The organism is Bacillus sp. FSL W8-0848, assembly GCF_038007805.1.
GTDB classification, from domain to species: domain Bacteria; phylum Bacillota; class Bacilli; order Bacillales; family Bacillaceae; genus Bacillus; species Bacillus glycinifermentans.
In genome coordinates this window covers 1,692,680-1,706,975 of sequence record NZ_JBBOYB010000001.1, presented here as the reverse complement: position 1 = coordinate 1,706,975, position 14,296 = coordinate 1,692,680, and the positions used below count along the sequence as shown (strand labels likewise).

Sequence of the window (14,296 nt, the reverse complement as noted above, 5' to 3'; positions counted from 1 at the left end):
TCTTTAACCCGGATGCTTGACGAAGTAGCGGAAACTTATCGGTCCATATTTGCAACTTTATTTGGTTATCGAAGAGTTTCCCGCCAATCTAATTTTTCCAGAATTCACTCTGTAAAGGATAACATTCATATACAATTACGCTGATTTTTAAATATATAAATTTGGATCATATCCCTGTCTGCCAAATGCTGAAAAAGCTTGATGCGGGATAAAAGCAAGATGCTTGCGATAATGTAATAAAGCCCCCCTTTTCCTCTCGTCAAAAAACTCAATTTTTCGTTAATTACTTGTAATCTTTGTATAATTTTTTTATTTCGTCTAAACACTTCATAAACTTTAGAATTAACTCTTTAGGATAGATAATGCGAACTTGATTTCCAAAACTTATAATTTGTGATATAGCTTTATCAATGGTGTAATAACTTTTTTTTACAATAATTGTTCCATCAGGATTATTCGCTATTTCATCTTCCTGAAAGTTATCTAATACTTGTGCCCACATCTCTCGGTTAAATTGGAGGCAAACCTCGAATGGCTTTATGCTGCTTCCCGATTTTTCTTCTTTTATATATAGATCTTGCATCGTATATGGACGCCTGGTAAAAAAGCGATTTGTGTTACATATTTCAATGATCCTTGTTAATTTAAATACTCTGAGTTCATTTCGCAATAAACAATAAGCCCATGTATACCAGTGGTAATCTTTTAAAAAAATGCCCATCGGTTCAATGTCTCGCTCTGTTTCATTTCCTTTTTGATCTACATAGCGAATCTTATTCACACTACAATTTTGAATTGATTTGTATATTGTTTGTATATATTGAGAACTGTTATTCGAATGGTTTTTATCTTGCGTGGGCGAGTCAATTAATTGATTAATTTTCGAAATCAATTCATTGATATCTTCAAACCCGGTAGCCTTTTCAATGCTTTTCAACGCCCACTGTATAGAGAGTAATTCATCTAAAGTTAGATATTTTTTATCCAATTTGAACCCATCCATTAATTCATAACCGCCCTCTTGCCCTGGAAGCGATACGATGGGAATCCCGGCACGATTAAGAGAATCGATATCTCTATATATCGTTCTCTCCGATACTTCAAAGTACCTCGATAAGTCCACAGCTTTCATTCTTTTCCTATGAATCAATAACACAATGATTCCTAATAACCGTTCGATTTTCAAGGTTAGACCCCCTGTATATCATTTCTTAGATATTGTGCGGTTAGGGAGTTACCTCTTGTTACCAAATCACGTGGCGTACCTGCGAACATGATTTCCCCCCTCTTTTTCCGCCGCTAGGTCCAAGATCAATAATCCAGTCTGCTTGTTTCATCATATCCAGATTGTGTTCAATCACAATAACGGTACTCCCGTTATCAACTAAACGATTTAAAATCGTTACTAGGCGTCTAACATCAGACATATGCAATCCAGTCGTCGGCTCGTCCAGAACGTAAATGTTGCCAGATCTGTGCAGCTCGCCGGCTAATTTAATTCTTTGACATTCTCCACCCGATAATGTGTTCAGCGGCTGGCCCAGTGTCATATAGTCTAGTCCTACTTCTGATAATGATTTTAAAGTGGAAACCACTTCTTTCTCCTGAAAAAATTGAACTGCCTCAAGTACCGTCATGTCTAATACGTCTGAAATAGATTTCCCGTTTAACTTATATTGAAGAACTTCATCTTTGAATCGTTTCCCATTACATGCTTCACAAGTCGTTCTAATACTCTCAAGAAATGCAAGATCCGTATTAATAAATCCGTTCCCCTGGCATTCTGGGCAAGCACCTTTTGAGTTAAAACTAAAAAGTGACTTACTTACTTTGTTAGCAGATGCAAAGGAATCTCGAATTGCATCCATAATGCCCGTATATGTCGCCGGGGTTGACCGAACCGAGGTGCTCACTGGCTTTTGGTCGATAACAATGGCATCTGGATGCTGTTCTAAAAACTCATCAAAAATCAATGTGCTTTTCCCCGAACCAGCTACGCCGGTAATTACAGTGAGAACACCGCAAGGAATGTAAGCAGTAACGTTCTTTAGGTTGTGTTTTGCGGCTGCGACAGTGGAAAGATATCCGTTACATTTACGGGTTTCCTTTTTTAATGATTGTTTAGTCCTCATATATCTTCCTGTTAGTGTATCAGCGTCGTATAATCCAGGAAGATTTCCTTCATAGACAATGTCGCCACCGTTTGTACCTGCCCCCGGTCCAACATCCACAACATGATCGGCGATTTTAATAACATCCTTGTCATGTTCAACCACTATCACAGTGTTTCCTTTGTCACGGAGTTTTTGCAACATCCGATTGAGTCTTTTCACGTCATGGGGGTGCAGTCCGGTACTCGGTTCGTCAAAAATATACATCATATCCGTCAGGCTGCTATTAAGATGCCGTATCATCTTTACACGCTGCGATTCGCCTCCGGACAAAGTCGATGTTTCACGGTTCAGCGTGAGATAATTTAGCCCCATGTTCACGAGTGATTGCAATCGATTCGCAAGATTTGAAATGATCGGTTTTGCGATTGGGTCCCTAATCATTTCTATAAATTTTATCAACTCCGTTACTTCCATAGCAGCCAACTGAGCAATGTTATAACCATTGATTTTACAATTTAATACTTCTTTACATAATCGAGTTCCGTTGCATGCAGAACAATGTTTTAAGGTTATAAAGTTCTTCACGTTGCTTGGTATTTGGCTGATTTCTTTTTTTAAGTATAGACGTTTAAACCGATCGACAACACCTTCAAAATACTTGACAGGTTCATTTTTCAAGGGCAGTACGATTTTCTTGTTCTTTCCGTATAATAACGTTTGCCACTCTTCATCCGTAAAATTTTTTAAGATTTTATCCGGATCAAAAATGCCTGAAACTAAATGCTTATGCCAATACCAAGTTCCCACACCGAAAGTGGAAAACAAAACGGCTCCTTCATAAAGCGATTTCAACTTATCGAATAATTTCTCTATATTCGGCTCTATTTTTCGTCCAATTCCCTGACACTTCGGACACATTCCTTTCGGATTGTTGAAAGAAAAAACATCAGATTCGCCAATAAAGGGCTTTCCAATACGAGAAAATAGCAATCGTAATAATGAATAAATATCTGTGACCGTACCAAGCGTTGAACGTACATTTCCTCCTAAGCGTCTTTGATCAATCACCACTGCGGGGGAAAGGTTCTCGACGGATAATGCGTCTGGTTGACTGTATGTTGGCAATCGGTTTTGAATATACGCCGTAAAAGTCTGGTTCAACTGGCGTTGAGCTTCCTTACTTATTGTGTCAAATACGATTGATGATTTGCCGGATCCAGAAACACCCGTAAATACAGTGATTTTTCTTTTTGGAATATGTAAGGTTACATTTTTTAAGTTATTTTCCTTTAAGCCAACAAGTTTAATAAATTGATTTTCAATCATATTCATCACTCCTGAAACGCTGACATAATCTAAAGATCATTATACAGAAGTGTCCTGACAACATGATGTCAGGGATGCAAAAAAACATATGAACTCTTGTGTGTAAACACGGTTCAATAAATTGGGGCTTGAAGAACAGAGAATGTAAGTATATTGATATTTTCCGCACAATAATCCGAATGCCTAAACATAAAAACAAAATTTGGTTGTTTTCAGAATTGATTCAAAATTAAGAAATTTAACCGATATAAATGTCGAAACTAGAACAAAGGAGCTATGACTATGGGAAAAATATGGGGATGGATCAAGCGTCCGTCTATTTCAAAAAGGTTAATCATTTCATTTTTATGTATATTGACAATCCCTGTTTCAGCGCTCGCGTTTAGCTCATACAGCACCGCTGGACATTCGCTTGAAGGCGAAATCATGAGGAGCGCGAACAACAGCGTTGATCAATTAAATAAAATGATCAGCCAAAATGTCGAAAAAAAGGCGGATGCGATCGCTTATTTCAGTGAAACGATTCGCAAAAAAGCATATGAGGAAAAAGGCCAGACTTCCCTCAGAGAAAAATTTGAACAATACGCAAAACAAAACAAGGATGTCGAGGCTGTTTTTACCGGTTCAAAAGACAGCGTTTATGTCCAGTATCCTTATACAAAAATGCCGGATGATTATGATCCCGTTAAAAGGGGCTGGTATCAAGAAGCCTTTGAGAAAAAAGGCGAAGTGATTGTAACTGAGCCCTATCAGTCGGCCGCCACAGGCAATACCGTCATCACCATCGCCAAACAAAATGAAGATGGATCAGGAGTTGCCGCGCTCAGCTTAAATATCGACGAGCTGATTAAAGCGACGAAGGCCGTCAAAATCGGAAAAAACGGTTTTGCATTTATTTTAAGCTCGGAAAAGACATACATCGCCCATCCGAAGATCGCCGCAGGCACTGAAGGTGAAGGAGGCTGGGTGAAAGAAGCGTACGGCAAGGAAAAAGGCAAACTGCACTACGTCTCCGAAGGCAAAGACGGACAGATGGTCTTTGCAACAAACAAATTAACCGGTTGGAAAATCGCCGGTACGATCTTTGGGGATGAAATGACAGATGCTTCAAAGCCGGTCCTTCATATGGCCGTCGTCATTCTCGCCGGCGCGATGATTCTCGGAGGCATGGCCGTCTTTTTTATCATACGGGCGATCAGCAAGCCTTTGAGACAGCTTGTTTCATCTGCAAAAAGCATCAGCAGCGGCGATCTGACGCAAACCATCGACGTCCGTTCCAAAGACGAATTCGGGCAGCTCGGCACAAGCTTTAACGAGATGGCTGAATCGCTCCGCACATTGATCGGCACCATCCAAGAATCTGTGGATAATGTCGCTTCCTCCTCCGAGCAGCTGACAGCAAGCGCCGATCAGACGAGCAAGGCGACGGAACACATCACTCTGGCCATCGAGCAGTTCTCAAACGGGGCGGAAAACCAAAATGAAAAAGTGGAAACAAGCTCGAAACAGCTCGGTCAAATGAACAGCAAATTGCTTGAAATGGCGAAAGTGACGGAATCGATTACAGACTCGTCAAGCAAATCAACGAAGATTGCCGAATCTGGAGGAGAGCTCGTTCAAAAGACGGTCGGCCAGATGAATTCAATCGATCGCTCAGTCAAACAGGCTGAAGGCGTCGTCAAAGGGCTTGAAGCCAAATCAAAGGATATTACGGCAATCCTGCGCGTCATCAACGGCATCGCCGATCAGACGAATTTGCTGGCGCTGAACGCAGCGATCGAAGCCGCGCGTGCCGGGGAGTCGGGCCGCGGATTTTCCGTCGTTGCCGAGGAGGTGCGGAAGCTCGCCGCCCAATCGGCAGGCTCGGCAAAGGAGATTGAAGACTTGATTCAGGACATCGTTAAAGAAATCGACAATTCGCTGAAAATGTTTCAGTCGGTCAATGATGAGGTAATGTCAGGGCTGAAAATCACCGAAGAAACCGAGGCCAGCTTCAAACATATTTATGGCATGACAAATGAGATTGCCGGCAAGCTGCAAACGATGAATACAGCGGTCGAACAGCTGTCAAAAGGGTCGCAGGACGTCTCGGAAGCAGTCGGGGATATCGCCGAAGTCTCAAGAGAAAGCACAGCCGGCATTCAGGACATCGCCGCATCTGCGGAGGAACAGCTGGCATCGATGGAAGAAATCAGCTCGTCTGCCGCAACGCTTGAACAAATGGCTGAGGAGCTAAGGGATTTAACGAAAAAATTCAAGCTCTAATCATGCAAAGAGGCTCTCCGGGTATCCCTGAGAGCCTCTTTTTCACCCGATTCTTGTTCCGTTCGGCGCTTCTTCATCAGGCGTTAATAGGATCACATCGCCTTTTTCAGGCACGCCCCCCAGGACGAGCACCTCTGATTTAAACCCGGCAATCCGCCGCGGCGGAAAATTGACAACTGCTACGACCTGCCTCCCCTCCAGCATTTCCGGTGCGTAGCGTTTCGTAATTTGCGCGCTCGACTGCTTGATGCCGATCTCTTCTCCAAAATCGACCTCGAGCTTGATCGCCGGCACCCTCGCCTCCGGAAAATGTTCCGCTTTTACAATCGTTCCGATCCGGATATCAAGCTTTAAAAAGTCTTCGATCACTGCCATTTAGATCACCCCTTGTTTTACCAAATACAAGAACAGAATAGCATGTATTTTGTTCGAATGAAACTTGTAACCGTAGCCGGGCCGTTCCGATCCAAAGGATGCAGAAAGATCATCAATAGTGAACCGGCCCCTTTTCCCTTTCATGTGGACAGCCATCTTTACGGATTCAGCCTCTGATTCATAGATTATAAGAAAGAATAATTGATAATGAGGTGGATGTTGATGTTCGGTTCCTACATGGTTCAAATGGTTCGCAACAACGCCCACAAATTGGACCGGCCGCTGAGAGAAAAGGTGTTAAGGCTCTATAAACCTTTTAAATGGACGCCTTGTTTTTTTCACGGCCTGTTTGAAAAAATGTTGATGAAACGAAAAAAGATGTCGGTGATTATCGAATTTGAAGGAGATTGTCATCATCGTGGCTACCATTTTGTAAACGAGATGACAGGCAAGGAAAGACGAAATAAAATGAAGCATAATTTTCCGAAAATCAATTGCTGCAGCGCCGAAGTCACGCCTGCTGTCCTGAACTCCCTTCTTACAGAGTGCGGAGACATCCGCAAAATTTATTTAAACCGGAAAGTCACAGCTTTGCTTGATGTCGCCGTCGAGTCAAGCCATGCCAAGGAAGTCGTCAGAAACAACCGGACGCTGACGGGAAAAGGCGTCACAGTGGCTGTCGTGGACACAGGAATTTATCCGCATTCTGATCTTGAAGGAAGGATCAGGGCGTTTACCGACTTTGTCAACCAAAGAACAGAACCTTATGATGACAATGGACACGGGACACACTGCGCCGGCGATGTAGCAGGAAACGGACTTGCTTCTTCCGGAAAATACAGCGGCCCGGCGCCCGAGGCTGAGCTGATCGGAGTAAAAGTATTGGACAAAATGGGGGCTGGATCGCTGGAAACCGTGATTCGCGGGATCGACTGGTGCATACAATTTAATGAAGAGAATCCCGATCGCCCGATTGATATCATCTCAATGTCTCTTGGTTCAGATGCGCTTCCATACGAAAATGAACAGGAAGATCCGGTCGTCAAAGCCGTAGATGCAGCGTGGGACGCGGGGATTGTCGTCTGTGTTGCAGCCGGCAACTCCGGACCTGATGCCAAAACGATAGCAAGCCCCGGCGTCAGCGGAAAAGTCATTACCGTCGGCGCGCTCGATGACCGCGATACGGTAAGCAGAGACGATGACGATGTGGCTTCTTTTTCGAGCAGAGGACCGACGATATACGGCAAGGTAAAGCCGGATATTTTAGCGCCGGGAACCAATATCGTTTCGCTTCGTTCACCGGGTTCTTTTCTGGATAAGCTGCAAAAATCAAGCCGCGTCGGCACAGACTATATGACGATGTCCGGTACATCGATGGCCACTCCGATTTGCGCGGGAATCGCCGCACTCGTTCTCCAGCAAACACCGGGCGCCGCACCGGATGAAGTCAAAAGGCTCTTGATGGAAGGTGCCGATCTGTGGAAGGATAGAGACGCCAACATCTACGGCGCAGGCTATATCAATGCCGAAAATTCAATCCCCTCCGCCTAAAAATGAAACATTCGCCCGTTTTGAATTTTGAAAACGGGCGAACGCTACATAACACGACTATGGCGAGTCTTGCTTTTCCTTCCTTGTCAGGATGAGCGGGATCATAAGATACATTGCATAGGCACATACCATCCAAATCGCGAAGGCAATCACCTGGCCTTGTGACAGCTTTGGGAAGATCAGAGAATGGTTCCACAATGAAAACGTGTCAATGAACAATCCGGCCGCCGAACCCCAAATTCCGAGCTTGACCGCCGCATAGCGTGATCTGTCAAGCTTTTGATACAAAGACAAGACCGCGTATAGAATGACAAACGTTCCCGCTTCAAGAAGCAGAAAATTAACGAAAAAACGCTGTTCGCCGGGGTCTGCGAGAACCTGTTCCCCAAACAGTACAAAAAACATCGTCGCCCCCAGCCAGACGAGAAACGAAAAAAGAAGCGCGAGGCCTATTCTTTCCGTAAACATATGTCCCCTCCTATTCCTTTCTATCAGGTTGGCCGGCTTTTTCGGTCAAATGCTGTAAAACAAGCTCAAGTTCCCCATATATTTCTTCAGATGAAAAGCCGGGAGAAATCACTGACTGCAGCGCAAGACCGTCAATCAATGCGTTTAAAAGAATCCCCCATGTCTTGAAAGAAACCCTTTCTACCGGGGAACGCTTCCATATCTCAGAAAGCTGCTCCGTCAGAAACGTATTTTCATCGTCTGTCAGTTTGCTTATTTGGCTGTTCACCTTTTCATTGCGAAACCCGGAAACAACAAGCTCCAAAAATAGCCGATGATAATACGAATCCTCACCCGTTCTTGACTTGGCAGAAAGCAGGCCTTCCTTGACCTTTTCCTCCGCCGGCTTCCGCCCTGTCTTTAACTGTTCCCACGACGTGTAGCACACGTCCTGCACCACCTCGAATACAAGCTGCTCTTTCGTGCGGAAGTGATAATAGACGGTACCCTGCGTCACCTTCGCTTTTTCGGCGACCGCTTTGAGCGTCAAATGTTCCAGCCCTTCATCCGCAATGCACCTTTTGGCAGCATCAATCAGCATTTTTTTTGATGTGACATTAGGTCTTGCCATATCCTCACCTTCTTAGTTATTTAAATAACTAACTCTTATAAGAAAAATATAATATAGAAAGGAATATTTGTCAATTCAAATTGAAGATACTCCCTTTCAGTTTACATAATATTTTTATGGTTTCTTAACTTTATTTTGAGCGCCCGGACAGCGGTTTTATCCGAGCGCTTGAACGTCAGTTTACACCTTTTGCAGGATCCCAGCTTTTCTGCTGCTTTCTTATCGTCACGATCTGCCCCAAATGATAGGTGTTATGGAGAATGAGAAGGGATAGAATTTCCGACCAGGTGTGTTTCGGATCATGTTCTGCCGGCTTGGTCAGCTTCGTTTCGTCGCAAGAGGCAAGCGCTTCTATCCATTCGGAATAAATGCGGTCCAGATCCTTTCTGCTCTCTTCCCACCCAAGTCCGCTTTTGTTGATGAACGTATCATCGATGGTATAGTCAAACGCCGGGACGGGAATTCCTTTAAACCGCTTTAAATACCGTTCATTATAAAAAATTAAATGATTGGTGATTTCCATAATCGAATTTTCTGTGCCTTCGCCTTTTTGCTTTGCCTGACTCTCGGTCAGGCCTTCAGCGGCCGTTTGAAAACAAACAAACCAAGTCGTTTCGTTATAGCATGCTTTCAATTGATTCAGAAAAACATTTTTCAGCATAACAACCCTCCTGCCCGTTTTCAGAGCCTTTTTCGCCTTTTCCATCTGCCTGTTGCACCAAGGCTGCTCTGTTTTTTTATTTTCTCTGTCCAAGCCCCGTAATCCTTTTTTTAAAAATTGACGGTTCGGTTACGGCAAAAAAATCCTTGGCTTTCGCCAAGGCAGGAAGGTGGCTGGTTAAGCCATATAATACCTACGACTCAGAAATGCTTCTTGAGTCTTAATCCCATGATACTAAACTTTCAGGAAAAAGTAAACGATTCGGAATTTTCTAAATCCATTTTCTCAGGATGCCTTTCCCCTCATTTGATCCGGCTGGCGTCAAGACCCGCCAAAAAAGCCCGGACCGTCATCTTCAGACTGTCTTCAATATCGTACGGAAGCCCGAAAGCGCGAATTTGCATAAGTGTTGCAAATCCATGCATAATGCTCCTCAAGCCCCTCACTGCATGAATGGCTGACACGTCGTCTAATTGGTAATCCTTTAACACCGAGAGGGCCAGGTTGACGATTCTCTCGCCGGCCTCTTCGATCCGTTTGTCATCATCCGCCGGTTTCAACAGAGTCGCTTCATACAGTCCGGGGCGGTTTCTGGCGAATGCAACATAAGCTCTGGCCATATTGCAGACAGCCTCGCCTTTTTCGGCATCCTGAACCGCTGTAGCCATTTCCTCATAAAAGCTCCTCAGTCCCAACACAGCCAGCTCTTTACGGATGCCGGCAAGACCTTCAACATGATTATATAAAGACGGCGGTCGCACATTCAGTTTTTTTGAAAGTGATGCCAATGTTACCGCGTGAATCCCTTCCTGGTCTGCCAATGACGCGGCTGTTTCCAATATTGTCTGCATGTTCAGCCCTATTCTCGGAGACATCTTTTTCACCCTTTCCTTTTCAGCGAAGCTTCAGCTTCCCCGATCGCCTTTTTCATGCCTTCCATTGGATCTATTGCCATGTTGCCGTGGCCTGTGGCAAGCACTTTAGGTTTGATGTCTAATAATTTCTTCGCGCTTTTTAAAGCTTCTTCCTTACTCCAAGTGGCAAGCGCGGGAAAAGGAAAAGAAAGCTTCAAACGTCCCGATACCGTGATCCCGCTTCTTGTGTGGTAAGCATCGCCTGCGATCAGAACCCCGTTTTTTTCATCAAAAAAAGACAGGCTTCCCGGCGTATGCCCCGGTGTTGCAATCACAAGCAATGATCCGACGCGGTCGCTGTCATACAAAAACTGATCCGGCTTTGTCCGGATGTTTTTCGGGACATCTCCCTTTATCGGTGTTTGTGCTTCGCCTTCCAAGAGCGATTTGTCCCCTCTCAACAAGCGCGAATCGCGTTCAGAAATCAAGACCTTTACACCGGGGATCGCTTGTTTGAGCGTATCAAGCGATCCAACATGATCGCCGTGTGCATGAGTCAGCACAATTCTTTTGATCGGTTTGCCAAGACCTTCAGCGGCCTCCATTATTCCTTTTTTACTTACGGGAAGTCCGGCATCGATAAGCGTTAAACCGTCTTTTTCCTCGGCCAAATAGCAATTGACGGGAAATATAGACGGAAAAAATGTCAGCTGGTAAATCGAATTATAGCGGGTCAGTCTCAAAAGCTCCACCTCTTTAAATAAAATAAAAAACTAATGGCGTTAGTTTCATTATAAAACTAATACCATTAGTTTTTCAAGACATTTATTTTTTAACGGCCACATATATGGTAACCTGAGCATTTCCTATATCGGCGGCCCTTTCATCGTAAACCTCGAAATCCCCGGTATACGTACGCAATCCTTTCTCTTTCCATGACCAAATCTCTTGCCACGTTTCAAAAACGACCTCTTCAAACCTTCCCCGCCTCGAAGTGAAGACGGCGTATAAGGAAGCCGGGAGAGTGATGACGTCCTGACCGTCCCTGCATTGTTCAGCAAACGTTCCGATGGAATACGAATATGTTCCGTGCTCGTCTGTTTCATACTGTGAATAAAGCGCGATGACCTCAGACTTTGGTGGAATGGCATTTTGCTTGCTGAACAATTCCCACATTGCCGCAATTTTGCCCTTCCCTGACGCTTCCTCCGCGTTGCTCGTTACAGTCGATATCCCGGTGAACCGTTTTTTGTCCAAATATTCAAAATGCGAAAAGCTCATGACCGCCTCTCCTTCCTGTTTATCAATGTTGATTTCCAGCGCTTCAGATGCGGCAATGTGCTTTCTAAGAGCCTCCTCGCTTCCTCCTCTGTCCTGCCTCCCTCTATTAAATGCGGCACGCATATCTTAATCATATCTTCAAGGGTTGCATCAGGCTGTTTAAACTCGCCATTCTTATAGCAATACATACAATAATCGCGGCTTTTACCGCCATCCTTTTCCGTGCCGCCCAGAGCCTCCCCTGCCATCGGCATAGAGCAGCTTTGACATACCAAAGTTTCCATGTTCATTCCTCCTTTACCTAGATCATATAAAATGTAATATGACAGCATTGTGTCAAGTTTTCAGAAATTGAGGTTACATTTTGTTCGATTCAGCCGCTTAATCAATCGCGGTCTTTTCCCCCTTCGCATTCCTTCAAAATCTCAATTTTAAAAATTGTATTATTCGTAAAACAAACGATTTCATTCCAGACTTCCTGTTTTTGATAAGCTTCCAAATAGCTGATTTACATATTCAAGATACAATTTCTATTACTTGGTTATGAAAGGGCAAGACACTGCAGATGATGGCAACGTTTTTCCTCATGTAAAAATAATGCTTTTTGGAGGATGTAGAGAGATGAAGAAATTAGCAGAATTGATATTGATGGCAGGCTTTCTACCGCAAATGCTTCAGCCTCCGGAAAGAATCATACATATAACGGAAAATCTAAGCATTTCAAGGCTGGTTCGGAAATTGGAGACGGCATCAAAGAGAAGACCAAAAACTGCTGTTTAAGGAGGAAGACGGGGCCGCGTCGTACTTGACGCACCGGCTGCTGACGGTTTACACATTTACGGAAATGTGAATATTAAAAATGTCGTTTGGAAGGTGCAGGCGAAAATGGACTGACGGCGGATGTACGCATCTTAAATCAGATAAAATTTTTCAAATCCATCACCCGAGTCCATTTCGGTAAAACACTTCACCGCTGATCAGGGAGGTAAGTTCAGTCGCCCCATCATAAACATGAAAGAAGTCATTTTCAAAACGGGCAGCTTTTCAAGTTCAGTGACGATGACAGACACGAAAATGATGTCGGAAAAACAAATGGGAGTTTTGGTTGAATGCACCCCCGGCTTCTTAGCAGGGGTGCTTCACGTTTTATATACATCTACAACCTGCTTCGCCAACTCTTTTACCTTTTGGCGGATGTGAGGAGGATGCAGGACTTCGATATGGGTGCCAAAGTGAAGCAAAAATCGAAATAGCCAGTCATCCTCCGGATATGTTACAGAGACGATGCACGTCCCATTTTTATATGCAAGGGATTCAGCGCCGAACCATTCCCTTGCCAAAGGCTCTCCGGACGGGTTGACGAGAAGCGTGATCTCCGTCATGTTGTCAGGCTGATGCCACGTTCTCTCCCATGGGAGCTCAGAGAGGTTGATTTCCCTTCTTTTATATGAATCAGAAAGAACGGTCACGTCTTTCATTCGAATCAGCTTAAAGAAACGGAACGCTTGCTTTTCAAGGCAAAAAGCATACAAATACCAATGGCCTGCCTTTAACACAAGGGTGTGGGGTTCTGTGAGCCGTTTGCCCGTTTGTCCTTTCTTGTTTGCATATATAAAAGATACGATATTTGAGCTGTCGATCGCTTGATTCAACAGCTGCATCTTTTCCTTTATGATCCTCTTTTCTCCCCATGGAGAAATATCGAAAAACCATTTTTCCGTTTTTTCCCGAAACTCATGCAGTTCTTCCTCTGATACGAGCTGGCGGATCTTCTGCAGGGCCGCCCCTTGATGAAACGATTCATAGGTCGATGAGACGCTTTCGAGCGCCGTCGAGATGGCAGCAAGCTCGTCAGCCGAAAGAAGCTTGTTTTCCAGACGGAACCGCTCCATTATGCTGATCCCGCCTCCTGCTCCCTGAGACGTAACGATCGGGATGCCGGCCTGATTGATCGTTTCAATATCCCGGTAAATCGTTCTGACAGACACCTCGAACATGTCGGCAAGCTCCTTCGCCTGAACCTGCCTTTTGCCGACGAGCAGAACGACAATCGCCAGAAGGCGGTCAATTTTCATAAGTACATCCTCCCGTTAGCCTCTCTTATTCTTCTACTATAGCACAGAAGCATTTTAGCATTAAATAACAAAAACAAGAACTCATGGCCTATTTTGAACTTGAAAATCGGATTTCACGGTACGATTTTTCAAGTTTGTACATATACTCGGTTAGAAGGGAGGTTGAAAGCATCGCCGTATATTTTGCGCAGTTTTTTGCCATTTGTCTGATCGTTTATATAAAAGTAAAGCGCTCCATCGGTTTTCAGCCATTAAAAAAAGCGCGGATGATATTCAGAATCGTTCTTTTTTCGGGAGTATTCATTACACTGTTGACGATGAGCTCCCTGCATCCGCTGTCATACCTTTACGATTTGATCGGCATTCTGCTCGGGCTATTGCTTACGATCTATGCGCTCAAGCATCTATCTATCGAGAACCGCGAGGGGGTGATCTATTTCCGGACTCATTTATGGGTTGAACTGATTGTCCTTTGCTTATTTTTATACCGTTTTCTATCGCGCCTTATCGAAATCAATCGCCTGCAAACGATTCAAAGCGGAGGATCTGCGTACGGAACGTTTTTTGCGCAGGATCCGGCCACAATGATCGGCTTTTTTGTACTTGCCGTTTATTATGTCGGCTTCTCTTTTTTTATTTTGAAAAAAGGAAAAGTTGCAGAAAACCGTTCAATATAAAAGGCAAACTCTAAAAGATTAGGGTTTGCCTTTTATCCT

General features: G+C 44.2%; 13 protein-coding genes and 1 pseudogene. 3 read left to right on the top strand and 11 right to left on the bottom strand.

From position 1 onward, the window contains the following. Positions 1-283: 283 nt before the first annotated feature. On the bottom strand, positions 284-1,186 hold the full coding sequence (locus NSQ39_RS09005; RefSeq protein ID WP_216898599.1) for a helix-turn-helix transcriptional regulator: 903 nt from the start codon (positions 1,184-1,186) through the stop codon (positions 284-286). 2 nt (positions 1,187-1,188) lie between these two features. After that, positions 1,189-3,440: pseudogene (locus NSQ39_RS09000) on the bottom strand (ATP-binding cassette domain-containing protein). A gap of 276 nt (positions 3,441-3,716) precedes the next feature. Between NSQ39_RS09000 and tlpB the strand changes: the two are divergent. Next, on the top strand, positions 3,717-5,705 hold the full coding sequence (gene tlpB / locus NSQ39_RS08995; protein WP_438823799.1) for a methyl-accepting chemotaxis protein TlpB: 1,989 nt from the start codon (positions 3,717-3,719) through the stop codon (positions 5,703-5,705). Between the two features lie 42 nt (positions 5,706-5,747). On the opposite strand, the gene csaA is transcribed toward tlpB, so the two are convergent. Then, complete coding sequence (gene csaA / locus NSQ39_RS08990; protein WP_175075093.1) at positions 5,748-6,080, bottom strand: chaperone CsaA; 333 nt, start codon at positions 6,078-6,080, stop codon at positions 5,748-5,750. Positions 6,081-6,302: 222 nt separating this feature from the next. Here csaA and NSQ39_RS08985 point away from each other — a divergent pair, with 222 nt between their 5' ends. Then, positions 6,303-7,631: a S8 family peptidase gene (locus NSQ39_RS08985; RefSeq protein WP_175075092.1), complete on the top strand. Its 1,329-nt coding sequence runs from the start codon at positions 6,303-6,305 to the stop codon at positions 7,629-7,631. A gap of 57 nt (positions 7,632-7,688) precedes the next feature. On the opposite strand, the gene NSQ39_RS08980 is transcribed toward NSQ39_RS08985, so the two are convergent. From NSQ39_RS08980 to NSQ39_RS08940, 8 genes are all read right to left on the bottom strand, one after another. After that, a complete protein-coding gene (locus NSQ39_RS08980) occupies positions 7,689-8,099 on the bottom strand; it encodes a DUF5367 family protein (RefSeq protein ID WP_046132893.1) in 411 nt (136 codons plus the stop codon). Positions 8,100-8,109: 10 nt separating this feature from the next. Continuing rightward, positions 8,110-8,709, bottom strand: coding sequence for a TetR/AcrR family transcriptional regulator (locus NSQ39_RS08975; RefSeq protein ID WP_216898597.1), 600 nt, complete (start codon positions 8,707-8,709; stop codon positions 8,110-8,112). A gap of 175 nt (positions 8,710-8,884) precedes the next feature. Then, positions 8,885-9,370, bottom strand: a complete 486-nt coding sequence (locus NSQ39_RS08970) for a DinB family protein (RefSeq protein ID WP_046132920.1) — start codon at positions 9,368-9,370, stop codon at positions 8,885-8,887. Positions 9,371-9,672: 302 nt separating this feature from the next. Continuing rightward, entirely contained in the window at positions 9,673-10,245 is a 573-nt protein-coding gene (locus NSQ39_RS08965) for a TetR/AcrR family transcriptional regulator (protein WP_175075089.1), read from the bottom strand. Between the two features lie 5 nt (positions 10,246-10,250). Next, complete coding sequence (locus NSQ39_RS08960) at positions 10,251-10,967, bottom strand: MBL fold metallo-hydrolase (protein ID WP_175075088.1); 717 nt, start codon at positions 10,965-10,967, stop codon at positions 10,251-10,253. An 82-nt stretch (positions 10,968-11,049) separates the two neighbouring features. Further along, positions 11,050-11,505 (bottom strand): GyrI-like domain-containing protein, encoded by a 456-nt coding sequence (locus NSQ39_RS08955; protein WP_175075087.1) that lies wholly within the window; start codon positions 11,503-11,505, stop codon positions 11,050-11,052. Beyond that, the gene (locus tag NSQ39_RS08950; RefSeq protein WP_046132888.1) at positions 11,502-11,789 is read right to left on the bottom strand and encodes a zinc ribbon domain-containing protein; all 288 of its coding nucleotides are present in this window, start codon (positions 11,787-11,789) and stop codon (positions 11,502-11,504) included. Before NSQ39_RS08950 ends, NSQ39_RS08955 begins: the two co-directional genes overlap by 4 nt. Before the next feature lie 855 nt (positions 11,790-12,644). Further along, positions 12,645-13,580, bottom strand: a complete 936-nt coding sequence (locus tag NSQ39_RS08940) for a helix-turn-helix transcriptional regulator (protein WP_175075086.1) — start codon at positions 13,578-13,580, stop codon at positions 12,645-12,647. 83 nt (positions 13,581-13,663) lie between these two features. Here NSQ39_RS08940 and NSQ39_RS08935 point away from each other — a divergent pair, with 83 nt between their 5' ends. Next, on the top strand, positions 13,664-14,257 hold the full coding sequence (locus NSQ39_RS08935) for a sporulation protein (RefSeq protein ID WP_231947350.1): 594 nt from the start codon (positions 13,664-13,666) through the stop codon (positions 14,255-14,257). The last annotated feature ends 39 nt before the right edge of the window (positions 14,258-14,296 follow it).